At 42.6% G+C, this 21,390-nt stretch carries 13 protein-coding genes; all 13 read left to right on the top strand.

Annotated features, from left to right (window positions below):
• Positions 1-183: 183 nt before the first annotated feature.
• Positions 184-1,461, top strand: coding sequence for a glycoside hydrolase family 1 protein (locus ASL11_RS17410; protein ID WP_056617242.1), 1,278 nt, complete (start codon positions 184-186; stop codon positions 1,459-1,461).
• Between the two features lie 24 nt (positions 1,462-1,485).
• Positions 1,486-2,247, top strand: a complete 762-nt coding sequence (locus ASL11_RS17405) for a glucose 1-dehydrogenase (protein WP_056617389.1) — start codon at positions 1,486-1,488, stop codon at positions 2,245-2,247.
• Positions 2,248-2,419: 172 nt separating this feature from the next.
• Entirely contained in the window at positions 2,420-3,382 is a 963-nt protein-coding gene (locus ASL11_RS17400) for an ABC transporter permease (RefSeq protein ID WP_056617240.1), read from the top strand.
• Positions 3,383-3,466: 84 nt separating this feature from the next.
• Positions 3,467-4,351, top strand: a complete 885-nt coding sequence (locus tag ASL11_RS17395) for a carbohydrate ABC transporter permease (protein WP_056617237.1) — start codon at positions 3,467-3,469, stop codon at positions 4,349-4,351.
• Between the two features lie 130 nt (positions 4,352-4,481).
• Positions 4,482-6,239 (top strand): sensor histidine kinase, encoded by a 1,758-nt coding sequence (locus ASL11_RS17390; RefSeq protein ID WP_063795611.1) that lies wholly within the window; start codon positions 4,482-4,484, stop codon positions 6,237-6,239.
• On the top strand, positions 6,236-7,840 hold the full coding sequence (locus ASL11_RS17385; RefSeq protein WP_056617232.1) for a response regulator transcription factor: 1,605 nt from the start codon (positions 6,236-6,238) through the stop codon (positions 7,838-7,840). Before ASL11_RS17390 ends, ASL11_RS17385 begins: the two co-directional genes overlap by 4 nt.
• 102 nt (positions 7,841-7,942) lie before the next feature.
• Positions 7,943-9,469, top strand: a complete 1,527-nt coding sequence (locus ASL11_RS17380) for an ABC transporter substrate-binding protein (protein ID WP_056617229.1) — start codon at positions 7,943-7,945, stop codon at positions 9,467-9,469.
• A 168-nt stretch (positions 9,470-9,637) separates the two neighbouring features.
• Complete coding sequence (locus ASL11_RS17375) at positions 9,638-11,188, top strand: glycoside hydrolase family 43 protein (protein WP_082595565.1); 1,551 nt, start codon at positions 9,638-9,640, stop codon at positions 11,186-11,188.
• A 17-nt stretch (positions 11,189-11,205) separates the two neighbouring features.
• Positions 11,206-14,019: a family 78 glycoside hydrolase catalytic domain gene (locus ASL11_RS17370; protein ID WP_056617226.1), complete on the top strand. Its 2,814-nt coding sequence runs from the start codon at positions 11,206-11,208 to the stop codon at positions 14,017-14,019.
• Positions 14,016-16,322 carry a glycoside hydrolase family 2 protein gene (locus ASL11_RS17365; RefSeq protein WP_056617224.1) on the top strand — a complete coding sequence of 769 codons (2,307 nt, stop codon included), beginning with the start codon at positions 14,016-14,018 and terminating at the stop codon, positions 16,320-16,322. The genes ASL11_RS17370 and ASL11_RS17365 overlap by 4 nt, the downstream gene beginning before the upstream one ends.
• 128 nt (positions 16,323-16,450) lie before the next feature.
• Positions 16,451-18,007 (top strand): extracellular solute-binding protein, encoded by a 1,557-nt coding sequence (locus ASL11_RS17360; RefSeq protein ID WP_056617221.1) that lies wholly within the window; start codon positions 16,451-16,453, stop codon positions 18,005-18,007.
• A gap of 24 nt (positions 18,008-18,031) precedes the next feature.
• Positions 18,032-20,227: a helix-turn-helix transcriptional regulator gene (locus ASL11_RS17355; RefSeq protein ID WP_056617216.1), complete on the top strand. Its 2,196-nt coding sequence runs from the start codon at positions 18,032-18,034 to the stop codon at positions 20,225-20,227.
• Between the two features lie 256 nt (positions 20,228-20,483).
• Entirely contained in the window at positions 20,484-21,389 is a 906-nt protein-coding gene (locus tag ASL11_RS17350; RefSeq protein WP_056617213.1) for an ABC transporter permease, read from the top strand.
• The last annotated feature ends 1 nt before the right edge of the window (position 21,390 follow it).

Raw genomic sequence — 21,390 nt, 5'->3', positions numbered from 1 at the left:
TACTGGAACGACAATTTTAAATAAGTTCTTTTTTATTGTAGGGGCCAAGGGTTCAGGTCTCTTTTTTTCGTTTTTAGAAAGTCGTCAAAACGTTAGTGAAGAGTCGTTGGATTGTTAGTTGCCACTATAGGATCCTTATAAAATGAGATTGCAGCAATTAATCGAAGTTGAGGAGGAGCAAACATGGCACATTTTCCAGAAGGCTTTTTATGGGGTGCATCCACTGCAGCACATCAGGTAGAAGGCAATAATACGAATTCTGATTTTTGGTTGATGGAAAACTTGGAGGGCTCGGTGTTCAAGGAACCATCAGGCAGTGCGGTAGACCACTATAACCGTTTTAAGAGTGATATTACTGAAATGGCTAACTTGGGATTGAATTCCTATAGATTCTCCATTGAATGGGCTCGAATCGAGCCAGAGGAGGGGCAATTCGAATCGTCAGAAATTGAACATTATCGGGAAGTTTTACTTGCGTGCAAAGAAAATAAGATAACTCCGATTGTGACTTTACACCATTTTAGCTCACCACAATGGCTCATTCGGCTAGGGGGTTGGGAATCGGCGGATACACCTGCCCGTTTTGCACGATATTGCACACATGTCATGCGTGAATTAGGCGAGTTGATCCCCTATGTATGTACAATTAATGAGGCGAATATCTCCATCGGGATTAAGAAGATTATGAAGCGATACGCAATGAAGTCTGGTTCTCCTGGTGCACAAGTCGGCATGAACATGGAGAATATGGCGGCTCAGATGCAAAAATACTTCATGGGGTTAAGTAAAGCATTTGGAGTACCTCCTACCGAAGTTCACTCGTTTTTAGCTCCACGTTCGGAGGAAGGCTTGGCAGTTATTTTTCAAGCGCATGTGGAAGCAAGAGCAGCTATTCGGCAGATTAGTCCGCAAACCAAAGTAGGAGTTACCTTGTCACTCTACGACATCCAAAGTGTTCCTGGCGGTGAAGAAAATGCGAGAGATGCATGGCAAGAGGAATTTGTTCAATTTGTTCCATACCTGAATGAGGATGACTTCTTTGGGTTACAAAACTATACGCGCGCTGTGTATGGACCAGATGGCCTTCTCCCCGTGCCTGATGATGCAGAGACGACACAAATGGGGAACGAATTTTACCCGGAGGCACTTGGGGCAGTTGTCCGTTATGTTAGCGAACATTTGAAAATGCCGATTATGATTACTGAAAATGGGATAGCAACGGATGATGATACCCGGCGTATTGCTTTTATTAATCAGGCCCTGAAAGGTGTTCAAGATTGTATTACGGACGGATTCCAAGTTTTGGGCTATATGCATTGGTCCTTGATGGATAATTTTGAGTGGCAGCTTGGGTTCTCCAAGACTTTCGGATTAATTGAAGTGGACCGTAACACGCAGGAGCGTACCACTAAGCCAAGTGGTATCCATCTTGGGAAAATTGCTAAAGAAAACGCGATCTAAAGAGAGGAGGAAGGGGATATGGGAATGAAACTACAAAATAAAGTAGCGATTGTAACAGGAGCAGCCTCAGGTGTTGGCAAAGCGATTGCAGAACTGTATGCGGAGGAAGGCGCCAAGGTCGTGGTAGCGGATATGAATGAAGAAGCCACCTTAGCAGTTGTTAACGCGATTAACCAAAATGGCGGTACAGCTATAGGCGTTGTCGCTAATGTCATGAAGGAAGAAGACATCCAGGCTATGGTGGAAAGGGCTGCCGAAGCATTCGGAAGAGTCGACATTCTCGTGAACAACGCAGGAATCATGGATGGCTTCAGATTAATCGAAACAATCGAAGACGATTTGTGGGACCGAGTAATAGGGATTAATTTGACAGGTCCAATGCGCGCCATTCGTAGAGCTCTTCCGTTCATGTTGAAACAGGGAGAGGGTGTCATTGTAAATATTGCGTCCGCCGCTGGAATAACTGGGGGCAAAGGTGGAGTTGCTTATACATCCTCTAAGCATGGACTAGTGGGGCTTACCAAAAATGTTGGTTATATGTACGCGAAATCCGGCATTCGCTGTAATGCTATTGCACCAGGAGGTGTTCTAACCTCTATCATGAATTCAATGGGCAATATGGACATGGCAGCTTTGCAGGAGTTCCAAAATGGAGCGGGTACTCAACGGCGCGAACCTGTAGATCCTAGTGAGATTGCTACCGTTGCTCTATTCCTTGCATCTGAGGATTCAAAGTTTGTGAATGGGACTGTCATAACGGCTGACGGTGGTTGGACGTCGTATTAAAGCAAATGAACGGCTGAACGGGATTTTCCCGATCAGTCTTTTTTTTCGAAGAAGCGAAAGTCGTTAAAACGTTACTATGTGGTCGTTAGATTGTTAGATGGACGAGATCGTATCCCTTAAAATCAAGGTAAGACATTAGAGAAATAATAAACAGAAAGGAAGGGTTTCTAAGATGGAAAAAGCATCAGCAACTGTACTACGGGCGGGTATCCCGTACAAGAAAAAAGAAAACCGTTTCCGTAAATACCTGCCACTTCTAATTATGATGGCCCCTGGACTTCTGTACCTGTTGTTCAATAATTATATCCCGATGCTCGGGATCGTCATTGCCTTCAAAAAAATAAATTTTGCTAAGGGCATTTTAGAGAGTGACTGGATTGGATTTAAAAACTTTGAATATCTCTTTAAGACATCGGACGCTTATATTATTACCCGAAACACGATTCTCTACAATTTATTGTTTATTGTTGTTGGAACTTTCTTGTCCTTAGCCTGTGCGATCTTGTTGAACGAGATCAAAAATAAAGTATTGCTTAAGTTTTATCAGAGTGTGATCACTCTGCCGCATCTAATTTCCATGGTAATCGTCAGCTATTTGGTATATGCCCTCTTAAGTGCAGATACGGGATTCATGAATCACACCGTACTTCCATGGTTCGGAATAAAAGATGGCATTTCTTGGTATACCGAGGAAAAGTATTGGCCTTGGATTTTAACGTTGGTTCACTTCTGGAAAAGTGTTGGCTATTCGAGCATTGTTTTCTTTGCAGCATTGATGGGAATTGATGAAGAGTATTATGAAGCTGCTAGACTCGACGGTGCAAGCCGATTGCAGCAGATACGTCATATTACCTTGCCGATTCTAACACCAGTCATTATCATGTTGACACTGCTCAGTATCGGAAGAATTTTTTACTCTGATTTCGGTTTATTTTATCAGGTTCCAATGAATTCGGGTGCATTATTTAATACAACAGCCACGATCGATACGTATGTATTTAAAGGTTTAACGGGCAACGGGGATATTGGCTTGTCCACAGCCGCAGGAGTGTATCAATCTCTCGTTGGATTTTTACTTGTTATGCTTGCAAACTATATGGTGCGACTATACAGCAAAGATAGCGCATTGTTCTAAGCGGATGCTTCCGAAGCGAGTTTTCTGCTCGTCAAGATGCATAATCAGGAAGTAACGCAGAAAACTTTAAGGAGGTAGACACCCATGAAAAAAGAGAGCAGAGGCTTGACATGGTTCAGCCATATCACGATGTTTTTGTTCACCGTCATTTGTATTCTCCCGTTCATACTGCTCATATCAGCTTCGTTAACGGATCAGAATGATATTATCGCGTATGGTTATTCGTTCATCCCTCATACGTTTAGTACGGCTGCGTATGTGTATTTATACGAAAGAGGGGGAGAGATCGCTCGGGCTTACGGAGTGACAGTCTTCGTTACGATAGTCGGAACTGTTTTAGGGGTATCCATGACAGCTCTTTTGGCTTATCCGTTATCCAGAAGTGTTACGCCTTATCGCAATTTGATTATGTTTATCGTCTTCTTTACCATGTTGTTTCATGGAGGACTGGTTCCCTCCTACTTGGTTTATACACAGATCTTTCATATTAAAAATACAATCTGGGCATTAATTGTACCGGGGCTTCTGATGAACGGATTTTACGTGATGTTGATGAGAACCTTCTTCCAGACGACGATTCCTAGTGCTTTGATCGAATCCGCACAAATAGACGGAGCAGGCGAGTATAGGACCTTATGGTCCATCGTGCTTCCGCTCTCGGGCCCTATATTGGCAACGATTGGACTCTTCGAATGTATCATGTACTGGAATGATTGGCAGCTAGGCATGATCTACATTACCGATCCTAAACTATACAGTGTACAAAATCTGCTGAATCGAATCATGCAGGATATCCAATTCATAAGCACGAATATGACGAATAATGCAAGTGATGCTATGCAACAAATGCCTACAGATGCTGTGAAAATGGCCATTGCCGTCATTGGGGTCCTTCCTATCTTGGTGGCGTACCCATTTTTCCAAAAATACTTTATCAAAGGAATTATGATTGGTGCTGTAAAAGGATAAAGCACCGGTTGGATTCTACTATATGCGATGGCGCCACAACTGACTTATTATGGTTGTGGCGTTGCCAGTTCTTATAAGAGTATGATAGATCTGGTATTTAAATTTGAGTAACAAAGGGAGCCGAAACGACATGAATACACCCGCATGGTACTGGAGACGAGCTTCTTTGAGAGTTAAGTTAATCGTCAGCGTGTTCATAATGACGATGCCGCTGGTGGGGATGCTCTTATACAACAACTACTATGCTATTCATGTCGTTAGGGGGCAGGTTGCGGATTCTTATAAGAATACGTTGAACCTGTATACGGACCAGAGTGACTCTCATTTAGACGACATCGATTCGTATATGCGTACGGTTGCCGGTACAGGATACGATTTGTTATCGCTTAGCCAAGAGGTAGCTGATGGAGAGTATTACAGTGCTAAAATATATTTGTTTAACAAGTTAAGTAAAGATATTAACTTGTACGACCCGATTACTTCATTTTTTGCCTATACGGATCATCGACAAGATTTCTTAACTATTTCTAAGAAGAATGCTTCAGATATTAAGGGGAATGACATTATTGAAAAATATCTGATTGACTATATGCATTCTGAGTTATTTGCGAAGGGGAGTTCCTCTAAGGTATGGAAATATGTGCAAATTAACCAAGTTAATTACCTAGTTGATATTGTGCGTGCTGGGGACACTTACCTTGGAGCTTTGATTAATACGGAGGAATTGGTAAACCCCCTTCGTTCGCTGCAAATTGGAGAAGATGGAGAGGTTTTATTAGCTAATACACAAGGCGAACCTATTTCTAATTCAAAACTTGTAAGTGAATATGGGATTGAACTTCAACAGAAAGTAAACGAATATTATATTTCAGGTACGAAAAAGAAATTTCTTGTAGTTGGTGCACTGTCTAATCGAGGGGATTTCAGTTTAAATGTATTGATACCCGATCATTATATATTAGCTAAGCTTCCCTATCTGCAGTCCATTGTGTGGTTTATCACGATCGCTGCATTTCTCTTTATTCCAATAGGTTTGTATGCCATGAGGCAATCTGTTCTGGTGCCACTTTATCGATTACTGCGCACAATGAAAAAAGTTCGAGAAGGAGACTGGAGCAGCAGGGTAGAGCTTAGCAATACTTCGGGGGAATTTCAAATAATGGGTGGGGCTTTTAATGCCATGATGTCCGAGGTTGAGCGGCTCCGCATTAACGTCTATGAGGAGCAATTAAATAAGCAAAAGGAGGAATTACAGCGGCTTCAGCTGCAAGTTAATCCTCATTTCTTTTTGAATACTCTTAATATTATTTATAATCTGGCTAAAATTAAGAATTATGATTTGATCTTGGATATGACCATGTCTCTAATCGAATATTTCCGATTTATGTTCCGGAGCAATACGTCTTTCGTACCGCTTAAAGACGAGCTTGAACATACGCGTAATTATTTAAAAATCCAGAACTTACGCTTTCCGGAAAAATTGAAATGGACGATCCACTCACCAGATTACTTATTAGATGTCCCGATCCCTCCACTCGTCATTCAATCCTTTGTTGAGAATTCAATTAAGCATGCCGTTACGTTGGATGAGCCGCTCACGATTGAGGTTCAGATTGAATTTCTGATTGAAGAGCACGGCTCCAGAATGAAAATAAGCATAAGAGATACAGGACCAGGATTTAAGAACGACATACTTGAAAAACTGCAGGCAGGCAGAAGTGTGGAAAATGGACGCGGTGAGCATACTGGGATTTGGAATGTGGAACGGAGATTACGACTTTTGTACGGTGAACTCACATCTATCGTATACGATAACGATGGAGATACCTTTGGAGCGAAAATAGAAATAATTATCCCTACAAACCCAGGATTGGAGGAAACCAGATGAAATATCATCTTCTCATTGTAGACGACGAAGTTCTGGCTATTGAAGGGGTTAAATCTGACCTTGATCTAAATAAATTAGGCATTAGCAGACTGCACACAGCCATTAATGTCAGACAAGCAAAAGACTTATTCGTAAGGGAAAGGATCGATATTTTGTTGTGTGATATCGAAATGCCCCAAGGCAGTGGTTTTGATTTGCTGACTTGGGTGAGAGAGCATCATCCGAATACAGCAACGATCTTCTTCACAAGTCATGCTGATTTTAAGTACGCGAAAGAAGCGCTTCAACTGGGTAGTGTTGATTATTTACTTAAGCCTGTCCGTGCCACTGATTTGGAAAATGCCATTCGAAAGGCGCAGGACATCATAAAGCGAAACAGTGAGTTCAATAGAAACAGTCAATCCCATCAACTATGGCTCAAGCACCATTCCTTTATTATCGAAAGGTTCTGGGTGGACTTGATCAACCATTCAATACCTAGCCAGCCCTCCGCGATACGAGATCAAGTGGAGTTGCATCACATTCCTATAACGGAAGAATCGGTCTTTCTCCCTATTCTCATTTCAGTTCAAAAGTGGAAGAAAGAGTTAAATCGAAGAGATGAGAAGATTCTAGCGTATGCCCTTAAAAATTCAGCCGAAGAAATGATAATTGGTGAAGGTTCAAATGGCATATGTTTTCACTTGGATCGGGGAATGCTCTTATTGATCATGGTCGCAAATAGGGGGACGAATTGGGAGTACGAACATCTATTCCGAGCTTGTGAAGAATATATCGATTCGTGTAACGATTATTTTTACTGTGATCTCTCATGTTATTTTGGAAACGCCGTAGAAGCTCATGAAATGGCCGATCTGGTAGGCGAGCTAAGGAGACAAGACCAGAATAATGTTGCCTTCGTGAATCAAGTCTATCTTCATCATGATAACGACACCTCTAAGCCTCATGCAAAGCTGCCAGCACTCAGCGTGGTCGCCTCGCTAATGAAAACAGCGACGAAGGATGCAGTCGTTCATGAAGTTGAAACGATTTTGGACAGTCTCGTCCACAACTACGTAATTAATGCTGATATTTTACACCAATTCAATCAAAATTTTACCCAAGTCGTTTACTCCTTTCTGAACTTAAAAGGCATAGAAGCCAATCAATTATTTGGTGATGAAGAATCTAGACATATCTCGGAATCGGCGGGGCGGTCCATCATGGATATGCTCATCTGGGCTCGTCATGCTGTTAACAAAGCGATGATTCACGCGGAAGCGATCAAAGAGACAGAAAAAATAGTCCAAATCGTTAAAACATTTATCTCACATAATTTGGATCAGGATATGACACGTGAAATGATTGCAGACCAAGTCTTTCTCCATCCCGATTATTTAACGAGAATTTTTAAAAAAGAGACGGGTTTCGTCTTATCTGATTATATCGTTCTTGAAAAAGTCAAAGTCGCCAAAGAGTTATTATCACATACGGAGCGTCCTGTAAGTTCCATTGCATCGACGCTGGGGTATACGAATTTCTCCTATTTTACAAAACTATTTAAAAAACACGTTGGATTAGGGCCAATGGAATATCGAAGTCAAAATAACAAAGATCAATAAGTCGTGAAAACGCTATTATGATGTCGGTAGAGTGTTAGTCGCCCACTTCATTGAAGGATATGATGAAGGTGTAAATGATTGATACTTTGGGGGGGATACGAGATGAAAAGGAAATTAAAGTTGGCGACATTGTCGCTTGTCACAGTTATGTTAACGGGCGTAATTGCTGGATGTTCATCTTCGAAAACGGATGGAAATAGTGGTGCAACAGCAACTCCGGCTTCTAGTACAAGTAATGCAACCAAAGAGCCTTATGAGATCGCAATTGCGATGCCGGCATTCGGAGCAGTTCCGAAGGATACGCAAGCCGTGCAAGATGAAATAAACAAAATCACAAAGGCCAAAATTAACGCAACAGTCAAAATCATACCTATTAGTATCGGGGCCTGGGCTCAACAAAAGAATTTAATGACATCTGGCCGTGAAAAACTGGATTTGTCTTTTGAATTTGGTGCAGGGTACAGCTCGAGTGTGGCGACTGGAACTTTAGTCGCGATTGACAATCTGTTGGATAAGTATGGCGACGGTATTAAAAAACAGATCGATCCTGCCTATCTTTCTAGTGTAAAAATTGAAGGGAAGACCTATGGTGTGCCTGTCTATAAGGATTACACGACAGGGGTTCCTGGGGTATTAATGCGGAAGGATTTGGTTGATAAGTACAAAATTAATATAGGATCCATCAAGACGATTGATGATTTGGATCAAGTGTATAAGACGATTAAAGAAAATGAGCCCAATATCGCTCCACTTGGAGCCGGGTTATCCATGCCGTCGGATGTTTATGTTTGGTATGATAAGCTGGGAGATCGCTTAGGTGTGTTGCCTGGGTATGACAATGGTTTAAAAGTGGTGAATTTGTTCGAAACCAAGGAGTATGAAAACTATTTGAATAAAGTCCATAGTTGGGCTAAAGCGGGATATATCAACAAGGATGCTGCTACAACGCAAGCTAACGCCTCTGATTTGTTGAAGGCTGACAAGGCCTTTTCTTATTTTATCGGCCTTAGACCGGGCAATTTGGAATCGGAAATCCGTGCGAATGGCAAAGAACTCGTTTATGCGCCCTTGATGTCTACTATTTATTCGACTACGTCCAATACGCAAGGGGGTTTGTGGACTATATCCGTAAATTCTACTAACCCAGAACGCGTCATGATGCTTATGAATCTGATGTACACGGATAAGGATCTTGCTAATTTATTTATCTATGGGATTGAAGGGAAGCACTATGTGAAGGCGTCGGAGAATTCAATCGATTACCCTGCAGGTATTGATTCCAAGACAGTTGGATATTCGATCCAAAGTTGGATTTACGCTAATCCATCCATAGCCTATCTAATGAAGTCAGACTTGCAGGATATGTGGAAATTGACTGCAGAAGCCAATCAAAAAGCGATTAAATCAAAAGCACTTGGATTTACATTCAATTCGGAACCTGTTAAAAATGAGGTTATTGCTCTTAAAAATGTAACAGATCAGTATGCAAAAGGTTTAGAGTCAGGAACTCTCGATCCGGCCGATAAATTGCCTGACTTCAGAGCTAAACTGAAAGCCGCGGGTATTGATAAGGTTATTGCAGAGAAACAAAAGCAGCTTGATGCTTGGGCGGTTGCAAACAAAAAATAGGTACGTTAAGACCAGGTTTCCATTTTAATGGGCCTGGTTTTTTAATTGCCACTTTAGGCTAAAAAGGAAGTCGGTAAAACGTTATGGATACGTCGTGAGAGTGTTAGTGAGTTACTTTGATTGACATTAAGATGTTAATAGAGCTGTAACAAAGAAAGGGCGATCAAAATGACGGAGTCAACGATTCAATATTCAAACCCGGTAATCCCCGGCTTTCATCCTGACCCAAGTGTTTGTCGGGTAGGTGCAGATTTTTATCTGGTTACAAGTTCATTTGAATACTTTCCTGGCGTCCCAATCTTCCATAGCCGAGATCTCGTTCATTGGAAGCAGATTGGACATTGCCTCACCCGCCAAAGCCAGTTGGATCTGGAAGGGTGCAGAAGCTCAATGGGTATCTATGCGCCAACTATTCGCTTTCATAACGGCCGTTTCTATATGATTACAACGAATGTTAAAATGTTTCGCAATTTCTATGTATGGGCTGAAAGTCCTGAGGGCCCATGGTCTGAACCGATATGGCCAGACTGGCCAAGCGTGGATCCGTCCCTATTTTTTGATGAAGATGGGCGCATTTACATTACAGGAACTGGCGGTTTTTTCGGGGACGAGCCGAAGGGGATTTATCAAGCGGAAATCGATCTGGAGTCCGGAAAGCTGTTATCTGAACGACGTCTCATCTGGCAAGGCACGGGTGGTAAATCGGCGGAGGGCCCTCACTTGTATCGCATAAACGGGAAGTATTTCTTGATGATTGCAGAGGGAGGAACCGAGTACGGTCACATGGCTACAATTGCAAGGAGCGATTCGCCATACGGGCCATTTGAGAGCAATCCTGACAATCCAATTCTGACGCACCGGAGTACGGGGAGTTCCATCCAGGCAACGGGCCATGCGGATCTCGTTCAATTGGAGGATGGAAACTGGTGGGCCGTGTTCCTAGGAATCCGTCCCGTATCTGTTCCGTTTAGCGGGAGGCACCATCATTTGGGGCGAGAGACCTTCCTAGCTCCAGTTACCTGGACTGAGGATGGATGGCCGGTGATTGGGGATGGCGGCAAGATTGCCGAGAAAATGGATGCTGGTACGCTTCCGCTTGCAGTCGATGTGTCGGCTGTACCTGAGACTGATGACTTTAATTCTAGTCGGCTGCAGCTGGAGTGGAATTTCTTAAGAAATCCTCAGGATGAGGACTGGTCTCTGGAAGAAAGACCGGGCTATTTGACGCTTCACGGCTCAGCATTGACCTTAAATGATATCGGTTCTCCTGCGTTTGTCGGACGGAGACAGCAGCATTTTCGATGCAGCGTTTCTACGCTAATGTCATTTGATCCTTTACATGAAGGCGAAGAAGCTGGGCTTACGGTTTATATGAATGAGCGGTTCCATTATGAAATAGCACTGACCTGTGGGGTTGAAGGACGTCGCCAAGTAATCTTTCGCAGGCGAATTGGTTCACTATGGAAAGTGGAGCTGGTAGAAGATTTTGAAGGATCGGACATTATCCTCGGTTTGGATGCAGAACCATTCCAATACTCTTTTTTCTACTCATTACCGAATGGAGAACGTAAGGCTTTCGGTTCAGGGGAGTGCTCGCTTGTCTCCACCGAGGTAGCTGGCGGCTTTACAGGTGTGTTTTTCGGATTGTATGCGACGGGGAATGGTAAATCATCCAAAGCTCCTGCCTCGTTTGATTGGTTTCAATATATTAAATCGTGATTTGGGAGGTTACCAACATGTTGAAAGTAGTATCATTACGAACAGAGTATTTGGAAAATCCGTTGGGGTTGGATACCAAAAAGCCACGTCTGAGCTGGAAACTCCATGGTAACGGTCGGAACATCATACAAATCGCTTATCAAATTCAAGCTTCGGCAACCCAGAGCTTTACTAGCCTGATTTGGGATACCGGCAAGGTTGAGACGGATCAGTCACAGGTTGTTGTGTATGAGGGTTCGGAATTAAAGTCGATCGAACGTATCTATTGGCGTGTCAAAGTTTGGAGTAATCATGCAGAGGAGTCGCCGTTCAGCGAGACGGCGTTCTTCGAGACCGGGTTATTGCAAACTTCGGACTGGAAGGCCTACTGGATTCAACCGGAGAAGGAAGTAGATATTGACGCCTATAAACCAGCTTCTTATATCCGGAAGGAATTTACTGTAAAGAAGGGGCTCGTCTCAGCTAGAGTTTGCCTGACATCGAAGGGTTTGTACAGCCTTTATTTGAATGGTGTTGAGGGTACAGATCATCTATTTACACCAGGGTTCACTTCGTACTACAAGCGCTTGCAGGTGCAAGTATACGATGTGAAGCATCTTCTGCACGAAGGCTCCAATGCACTCGGCGTTATTCTCGGGGATGGCTGGTGGAGAGGGACTACCGGCGGCGCAAGTCTGAAGAACAATTTCGGGTATAAAGTTGCCCTCTTGGGACAACTGATGTTGGATTACGAAGATGGAAGCCGCGAGATCATCGGCAGTGACGACTCTTTTAAGACTTCCCATGGGCCTTTGTTGAAGTCGGATATGAAGGCGGGAGATCTGTATGACGCTAGAATCAACCTTGATGGTTGGAATGAACCATCTTATGACGATTCTTCTTGGGAAGAAGTGACGGTCACGGAGGATGGTTACGACAACTTGATCGGTTCTCGAAGCGTACCGGTAAAACAGAAGGAAAGATTTACACCGAAAGTAATGCGGACACCGAATGGAGAGACGATTCTCGATTTTGGCCAAAATATCGCAGGTTGGGTAGACATGAAGGTACAAGGTGATGCAGGGACTGAGATTGTTCTAATCCATGGGGAAGCCTTAGATAAGCATGGAAATTTCACCTTACAAAATCTCTCAGATCATGGAACTTTGGAGGATTTCCAAGAGGTTCGTTACATTACGTCTGGACATGGTGTAGAGAGCTATCGTCCACGTTTTTCGATCTTTGGATTCCGTTATGTTCTCGTTAAGAATTATCCGGGAGAAATAACACCTGAGAGTTTTACAGCAGTGGCCGTATATTCCGATTTAGATGAAACGGGAGATTTCACTTGTTCGAATCCGCTCATTACGAAGTTAGTATCTAACTCTAAATGGAGCCAGAAGGGGAACTTTATGGAGGTGCCTACCGATTGCCCAACCCGGGAAAGAGCGGGATGGACAGGGGATGCCCAAGTATTCTGTCGAACGGCTTCTGATTTCATGAACGTGTATCCATTCTTTGAAAAGTGGATGGCCGACGTTGCAGCGGAACAATTTGCTGACGGTTCAGTCGGCAGCACAGTGCCAACCGTTATTGGGCATCACAGCGCGGAGGAATGGCAAAGATTCATGGAGCAAAATAACAACCCGATGGTGACCATGCGCAGGCCCAAACCCGGTACAGCCAGTATTCTTGACGGTTCTGCAGGCTGGGGCGATGCGGCTGTTATCATTCCCTGGACGATGTACCTTTGTTATGGAGACAAGAATATCTTAGAGAGGCAGTTTGATTCAGCGAAGGCATGGGTCGATTACATGGCTGCTTGCGCGAAGAATACGAATGAGCTATACCAACATACGCCTGCTTATCAAAATTATACAGACGGAGAACGCGATGCGGATTACATCTGGGATACAAAGTTCCATTGGGGAGAGTGGCTTGAAACGGATACGGAGTTCAGTGATCTCATGGCCGTTTTGAGCAAAACCAAAGGGAACCATCCGGATGTATCAACCGCCTACTTTGCCTATTCTACACGATTATTGGCCGATATGGCAGGTGTGCTAGGGAAGACAGAGGAAGAAGCGAAGTACCGAGCTTTGCATGAGAAAATTAAACGCGTATACAATTTATATTTTATTCATGAGGATGGCTCAATATTGGAAGGCAGACAGGCGCCAAATGTCCGTACGCTGGCTTTCGGGTTGGCTTATGAAGATCACAAGCAAGCCGTTGCCGACAGACTGGCACATTTGGTCGTCGAACAGAACTACCACTTGAACACAGGTTTCCTTTCAACTCCTTTCATTCTTCAAGTGCTGGCGGATTACGGACATACGGATATCGCTTTCCGATTATTAGAGCAGGATACATGCCCTTCGTGGTTGTATGCCGTCAGCAACGGTGCGACAACGATTTGGGAGAGTTGGAAAGGCATTAAGCCAGATGGAGAATTGTCAGGGTCACTCAATCACTATTCATATGGAGCTGTTTGCGACTTCCTCTTCGCGGGCGTTGCGGGTATACGTCCTGTCTGGGAAAAGCCAGGCTACAAGCACTTTATTTTGAAACCAATCGTTGGAGGTACATTGACACAAGCATCCGCTACGTACGAGTCTCAGTATGGAACCATTGCATCTAGCTGGGAAAAAACGAATGAGGCTGTACATTATCGTTTTGAGGTACCCGTGAATACGACAGCGACGATCCTGCTTCCAGGTAATCAAGAAGATCTTGAGCAAGTATCCATCGAATTCCCAGATGCCCGATATGAAGATGGCCGAATTGTATGTACGGTAGGGAGCGGCGAATATCAGTTTACAATTTTGACAGGGAGAGTGGCTGCACAATGAGAAAAAGTATAGAGATCAACGAGGTTTGGCGATTTATTCGTGAGGACGAAGAACATGCTGCAAACGAATTATACAAGGATGATCATTGGCATACTGTGAATATTCCCCATACATGGAACGCGATCGATGGAGCCAATGGCTACGAGTATTATCAAGGCGCGTGTTGGTACAGAAAATCTTTTGTGGTTGAGCCGACTTACGAGGGAAGTAAACTATTTATCGAATTCAATGGTTCCAACAGTATAACGGATGTCTATGTAAATGGTCAGCACCTGGGACAGCATAAAGGTGGGTACTCCACATTCAGGTTTGATATGACAGATGTTGTTAAACATGGCGATACCAATGTACTTGCTGTAAAAGTAGACAATACCGTTGTAGATGACGTTTATCCTCAGAAAGCAGACTTTACCTTCTACGGTGGGATTTACCGCGATGTGAAAGTGGTGGTTACGAATCCTGTTCATTTCGATTTGATGGACCATGGTTCGCAAGGTGTTTATGTGGTCCAGGAAGAGGTATCGAAGGAAAGTGCCCAACTCACCATTCGAACACATCTTGTCAATGACAGTAACGAAGAGAAAAAAGTTCGGCTGTGGGCAGATATATTCGATGCTGATCATCAAGTTGTAACTTATGCCTCTAAGGAAGTTATACTGGCTGCTGGAGAAACTCGAACAGAAGAGATGCCTTGTGTCATTGACCATCCAACACTTTGGCACGGTAGAAGAAATCCGTATATGTACAGTGCCAACGTATCGATGACTAGCTTTAATGACACGATCGATGAAGTATCAATTCCTTTTGGTGTCAGATACTTTCATGTTGATCCTGAAAAGGGCTTCTTCTTAAACGGCGAGCATCTGCCTTTGCATGGTGTATCTAGACACCAAGACAGGAAGGATATGGGCTGGGCCATTACGGAAAAAGAACAAGTTGAAGATATGGCTTACATTCGGGAAATTGGAGCCTCTTCCATTCGATTAGCGCATTACCAGCACAGCCAATATTTTTATGATTTGTGCGATAAAGAAGGTATGGTGGTTTGGGCTGAAATTCCATTCATTTCCATAATGTCGCAAAACGAGTTAGAAGGGATCAATGCCAAACAGCAGATGGTCGAATTGATCAGGCAGAACTATAATCATCCTTCCATCGTATTCTGGGGCATTCAGAACGAAATTCAAATCGGCGGTGAACGACCAGAGGTCAGAAGACTTGTTAAAGAGTTGCATGACTTAACGAAAAAAGAAGACCCGACTCGCCTTACGACAATGGCTAATGTTTTATTTGTCAGTGAGGAAGATGAATATAATCGTATGACGGATGTGATCGGATACAATAAATATTATGGTTGGTATCACGGTCACGCGGAAGACTTTGCACCTTGGCTTGATAAGTTTCACCGCATTAATCCTGATGTGCCGCTTTGTATTTCCGAATACGGGGCAGAAGGCATTGTCCAATACCATAGCGCTGATCCCAAGGTAAAAGACTACACGGAAGAATATCATGCTCTGTTCCATGAAACAGTTTGGAAGACATTCGAGAAGAGACCTTATCTTTGGGCAACGTATGTATGGAACATGTTTGATTTCGGAGCGAATATCAGAGATGAAGGTGGCGTTCAAGGAAGAAACAACAAAGGGCTTGTCTCCTATGACAGAAAGATCAAGAAGGATGCCTTTTATATGTATAAAGCGCATTGGTCAGAGGAGAAATTCGTTCATATCACGAGTAAGCGCCATGTGGATCGAGCAGAGAGCAGCATGACAGTTAAAGTGTACTCAAACTGCAACAACGTAGTGCTATATGTCAATGGAACTAAATTTCAATCTAAAATCAGCGCGGATAAAGTCTTCATTTTCGAACATGTATCCTTAGTTAAAGGGTTGAATGACATACGTGCAGTGGCCACCGAAGATAACGCGCAGTACGTTGATATCGCCAAATTTAACAAGGTGGAAGAACCGAATCCAAGTTATGAAGCTCCCATAGAGGAAAAAGGCGGAGAAGTTACGAACTGGTTCCAAATGCCTGATCTGGATGGAGAGATCGAGGAATTACAGTTCACGGACGATGTTTATTCTACGCGTTGCACGTTTAAAGAGCTTTTCGAGAATAAAGATGCGGCTGTGGTCTTAAATAAATATTTAGGAGAAAGTTTTAGGGAGAGACCAACATATAGCATGACGCAAGGATTTAAGATTGATACCTTGGCTGAAATGGCGCCCGAGCATTTCACTGACAAGCTATTATATGCACTAAATAGAGAGCTTACAAAGATTAAAATGAACAAGTAATATCTCACGAAAAAAAGTCGGTGACTCCGGCTTTTTTCGCATTTTCTCCAAAAGCAAGTACAATGTTGGGCTTGAGTCCTCGCAATGATATAATATTTTATTAGTTGCAAATCGAAAGGGGCAAGAAGATGGCAGTACAATCAAGAATGATGCGGATGATTGCATGGTTAGCCGCAAGCGCATTGCTTGCCCTAATAGCGGCAGGATGTACAAGTGCTAGTTCAGATAATAAGAATACTGTAGCTGATATAACTTCTGGGAGTGAACAAAAAAAGGAAGTTAAGACTGTGCACATTCTCATGTTCAGCGATTATGGGAGAATGCCTGGGTCAAACGATAAGCAGATGAAATATGTTACAGAGCAAACAGGTATTGGAGTTAACACATCAACGCTTCCTTGGAATGGTGGCACTGACTTTACAAAGGGTTTAAATGTTAAGATTGCTGCTAATGAACTACCGGATCTGTTCTTACCTCACGGGGTTGAAGACACGCTACTTAAGCAAGGTGCTTTACTTGCCCTGGATGATTTGCTGCCACAGTATGCGCCTACCTTATGGAAGGCAATTCCTCAAGATGTGTGGGAAAGTGTCCGAGCCAACTCTCCGGATGGAAAGATTTATTTTATTCCGAGAGTTAATTTGTATCCAAGATATAGTTCATTGATTCGCAAAGATTGGTTAGACAAGGTAAATATGAAGATACCGACAACAAAGGATGAATATGTTGCTGTCCTTAAGGCATTTCGTGATCAAGATCCCAACGGCAACGGTATAAAGGACGAGATTCCTACCAGCGGACGAGAAGCGGGGCGATGGATGGATGACATATTCTTGATGTACGGAGTTGCTATGGTAGAAGGTTATCCTGTTTGGGATTTATATAATAATGAACTTACGTACTCCGCTGTCACTCCCAATATGAAAGAAGCTCTTACATTTGCAAGAGAACTTTATAAAGACAAATTGCTGGATAATGAAACATTTTTGAATAAAGAATTGACATGGAAAGCGAAGATTCAGCAGGATAAAGTTGGCGTCTGGTATCATGTTCCGTATGGAATTAAGCAAAACTTTTTTGAGAATTTGCCCAAAATAAATCCGAATGCCTATATTGTCGGAATGCCGGTCCCCAAGGTAGAAGGGTTTGACAGTTTTACTCCAAGACCGCTTATCAATAATATGGAGTGGGCCATTCCCAAATCATCCAAGAACGCAATAGAAGCTTTGAAGCTCCTTGAATTTTATGCGAAGCCCGAGAATCGTAATTTTGCGTCTTTTGGAATTGAAGGCGAACATTATGAAATGAAGGATGGCATAAAAAAGCGGCTGCCTATCAGTCCGGATCAAACGTATCTGATCGACTTATTTCCAGTTATAACAACGGAACAGATGGCACTGACGCTTCAGGATCAGTATGAACCGAAGGTTGCCCAGATGATGATAGATGCCATGATGGTAGGTGGAAGAGACGGTAAACGGATTGCCGGCGATGGAATACCTGTATCGATCTATGATGGCTTCTCAGACATTAAATCGAACAAGCTGTATCAAGAATACATGTCCAAAATTATTGTCGGTGATTGGCCGATTGAAAAATTTGATGAATTTATTCAAAGATGGAGAAGCAGTGGCGGAGACGAAGTCACGAAGCGGGCGCGCGAGTGGTATGCAAAGAAGAAATAATGAGGGAAAACGGCAGGGGAAAGCATGAATGTATACAAGTACAAAGCGAAACTGATTTTCTCGAATATCAAAACAAGATTAATTCTCATACTGACATTGGTTATTTGCCTCGCTATTGCTTTGGTTGGTACTGTCATGTACAGCCTCGCCAGACATTCATTGCTAGAGGAGATTAAAGTTCCGCACCAGCAGATGGTGACCTTTGTCAGGGATGATGTTGACAGGAAAATGAACGATATTATGACAACGTCTATTTATGCAGTTCTCGATCCACTGACGATCGATTTCTTGCGTTATGACAATCATAAAAGTATGGATACCATCCTTGGGGTTGTGTCCATGTTGGATACATTAACTCAAAATAGTTCGATCATTGACAGTATCTATATTTATGATGAGAAAAATCGTCATGTTGTTGGCAGTTCTCCCTTCGGGTTTAATTCCAGTATTGAGACTTTTGGTGACAAGGGCTGGTTGTCTCAATTGTCTTTAGCTGAACAGGACGCAAACAATGTGACTTTCGCTAAAAGGATGAAAGACCAAGGCGAAATGATAAGTTTCATTAAACGGATATACGAAGATAACAAAATATCCGGATACCTTATCATAAACTTGAAATCTTCCAAACTATTTTCCCAGATCATTCCGGAAGGTTCTACAAACAATGAGGCTGTTCGAATCATTCAAGACTCCAAGGGAGAAACTTTATTCTCAATTGGTGAAAATAAGAAAGAGCAGGTTAACCCCAACAAATACTTTATTACTCGCCTGACTTCAACTTCAACGCAATGGAATTACGTGTATGCGGTTCCTCAAAAACAAATTTTCGGCAAATTGTATTGGATTCGGACCATGACTTTCGTTGTGTCCGCGGTTACTATGTTGATCGGAATGCTGATTATCTTCCAAGTTAACCGCATTACATTTAGACCTATTGAACGGCTGATTAAAACGGTTCGGAGCCATCGGAATGAGGCGTTAGAAGTTGACTTCACTCAATTGGAGTCCTATGTCGGCAGACTGCTCACGCAACTAACTTTTTTGCATGGCAGCAACAAAGAACTAAAAGCCAAATTTATACAAGATATGGTTTACGGAAGACTACGTCGTAAGGAATTTGATCGGAAATGGCGGCTGCTTTACTCAGAATGGCGTCCTGACCTACCTGTTTATGCTGTTATTGTTTCGGTGGATGCCTATTACAATTGGTTGAATGGGTACAAGCAAGATGATCAGTTATTACTTAAGTTTGCAGTAGGTAATATTTTCGAGGAAATTCTGGGAGAGAGTTTTAGGGTGCAGTTTGAGGATTTAACCCAGGATCGCAGTGCCCTCATTGTACAACCCTTGTCTTCTGATATGGATTTGCAAATGCTCTATGATAAACTTTCAAATGGGATTGAAATCGCAGAAAAACTATTGAAAATTTCATTATCAGTAGGTGTTGCCGAATCGCTATATCCGACTAGCGGTGATCTCAGCAGTCGCTACAAGCAAGCTGAAGTGTTGCTGCTGGATCGCTTGTATATGGGGTATAAAAAACTTCATGTGCCGGAGCAAGCATTACCCTACTCAGAAGCGCAAGGCCCTGGCTCTAAAAATGAAACCATGCATGAAATTGTTCAAGGGATTAAAGAAGGAAAGACGGAATATACAAACAACATCCTAGAGAAAATACGGATGGAGTGGGAAACGTCAAATGCAAAACCTCTGCACGTATACCGCTGGTATTCCAATGTAATTAAGGAAATGATAACGAAATTCAGAGACCCAGAAGATGAACAATTTCAGGAAATCATGGATTCGTTGGATTCCCTTCAAACGTTGACGTTTTCAGATTTGCATCAAATGACATTGGATGAAGCTACCTACCTAGCAGAAGAAGTGAAGAAAAGAAAACCAACAAAGCATGAGAATTATTTTAGGAAGATGGTCGAGTACATCCAAGAGCATTATCCAGAAAATATTGGCGTATCGCATGTAGCCGAGGCTGGAAGCATTAGTCAGTCTCAGGCAAATGTCCTTTTTAAACAAGAAACCGGAACTTCGATTTACGATTATATTACACAAGTACGAATTGAGAAAGCGGAAGAATTACTTAAAAATACGAATTTGAAGGTAATTGAGATTTCTGAGAAAGTTGGTTACGCTAGCGAAAATAGTTTTATACGTAACTTTAAAAAAATTAAAGGGATTACACCTGGCAAATTTAAAGAATAAAAGACTTATATGTGAAGCGGAGAAGCTGAAAAAGCATCTCCGCTTCTATTTTTTTTATCTTCATTTTCAACAATTCATAATTATATCCACCATTAATACGGTAATTTGTTGGATTCAGTGGTGGATTGGGCAACTTCAATGTTGAGTCTGGATACAGATGACCGTATTGTTGGATCAAACAGAAGTGGAGGGGTCAGGTAGAACTGAGCCGATCACAGTAACTAACAACTAAGAATCAGATTCAGGGGGGAATAAGTTGAAAGTAGTTGCATCTCATCGCATGAAGGTATTTTGGCCGCTGTATATCATGGCTATACCAGGTATAGTTTTTCTCATTATATTTAAGTACATTCCGCTTGCGGGCTCCGTAATCGCATTTCAAAACTATTCTGTATTCAAAGGATTCTTGGATAGTCCATGGGTTGGATTCAAAAACTTTGAAACCTTGTTCCAGTATCCGGATTTTATTAGGGTGTTCAGCAATACACTGGTGCTTGGATTTCTGCGCATTGTTATTGTGTTCCCAATTCCTGTCCTGTTGGCGCTCATGATCAATGAAATCCGGAAATCGGCTTTGAAGAAAGGGATTCAAACGGCTCTGTATGTGCCACATTTCCTTTCATGGGTCATCGTATCTGGCATTGTATTTGATATGTTTTCACTAAGCGGCCTATTTAACATCGTGATCGGGTGGTTTCACCATGATCCTACCTTGGTTATGCAGGAAAGTTCCTATTTCCGTATTGTATATGTGCTTTCTGCCATCTGGAAAGATGCGGGATGGGGAACTGTTGTTTATATGGCAGCCATCAGTTCGATAGATCCACAGTTGTACGAATCATCGATGATTGACGGAGCATCCAGGTTCAAGCAAATCCGGCATATAACATTTCCACTGCTGCTACCTACGGTATTAGTCTTACTATTATTAGAAATCGGTAATTTCTTGGATTTGGGCTTTGATCAAGTGTTTAATTTACAAACGCCAATGACGTATAGTGTTTCGGATATCTTAGATACTTACGTGTTCCGTACAGGCATTCAACAAGGTCAGTATAGCTTTGCGACAGCCGTCGGATTATTTCAATCGTTAATTGGATTTATCCTAGTATTTACTTTCAATAAGTTGTCGAAAAAAGTTTCAGACGGGGGGTTATGGTAAG

Source organism: Paenibacillus sp. Soil750, assembly GCF_001428045.1.
Taxonomy (GTDB): Bacteria; Bacillota; Bacilli; order Paenibacillales; family NBRC-103111; genus Paenibacillus_E; species Paenibacillus_E allorhizoplanae.
Note: the sequence above shows the minus strand (reverse complement) of the source record. Positions and strands in the feature narration are given on the sequence as shown.

What these genes read in the sequence shown, in the direction of transcription:
- ASL11_RS17410 (WP_056617242.1), top strand. Translation starts at nt 184, where the DNA reads ATGGCACATTTTCCAGAAGGCTTTTTATGGGGTGCATCCACTGCAGCA.
- ASL11_RS17405 (WP_056617389.1), top strand. Translation starts at nt 1,486, where the DNA reads ATGAAACTACAAAATAAAGTAGCGATTGTAACAGGAGCAGCCTCAGGT.
- ASL11_RS17400 (WP_056617240.1), top strand. Translation starts at nt 2,420, where the DNA reads ATGGAAAAAGCATCAGCAACTGTACTACGGGCGGGTATCCCGTACAAG.
- ASL11_RS17395 (WP_056617237.1), top strand. Translation starts at nt 3,467, where the DNA reads ATGAAAAAAGAGAGCAGAGGCTTGACATGGTTCAGCCATATCACGATG.
- ASL11_RS17390 (WP_063795611.1), top strand. Translation starts at nt 4,482, where the DNA reads ATGAATACACCCGCATGGTACTGGAGACGAGCTTCTTTGAGAGTTAAG.
- ASL11_RS17385 (WP_056617232.1), top strand. Translation starts at nt 6,236, where the DNA reads ATGAAATATCATCTTCTCATTGTAGACGACGAAGTTCTGGCTATTGAA.
- ASL11_RS17380 (WP_056617229.1), top strand. Translation starts at nt 7,943, where the DNA reads ATGAAAAGGAAATTAAAGTTGGCGACATTGTCGCTTGTCACAGTTATG.
- ASL11_RS17375 (WP_082595565.1), top strand. Translation starts at nt 9,638, where the DNA reads ATGACGGAGTCAACGATTCAATATTCAAACCCGGTAATCCCCGGCTTT.
- ASL11_RS17370 (WP_056617226.1), top strand. Translation starts at nt 11,206, where the DNA reads ATGTTGAAAGTAGTATCATTACGAACAGAGTATTTGGAAAATCCGTTG.
- ASL11_RS17365 (WP_056617224.1), top strand. Translation starts at nt 14,016, where the DNA reads ATGAGAAAAAGTATAGAGATCAACGAGGTTTGGCGATTTATTCGTGAG.
- ASL11_RS17360 (WP_056617221.1), top strand. Translation starts at nt 16,451, where the DNA reads ATGGCAGTACAATCAAGAATGATGCGGATGATTGCATGGTTAGCCGCA.
- ASL11_RS17355 (WP_056617216.1), top strand. Translation starts at nt 18,032, where the DNA reads ATGAATGTATACAAGTACAAAGCGAAACTGATTTTCTCGAATATCAAA.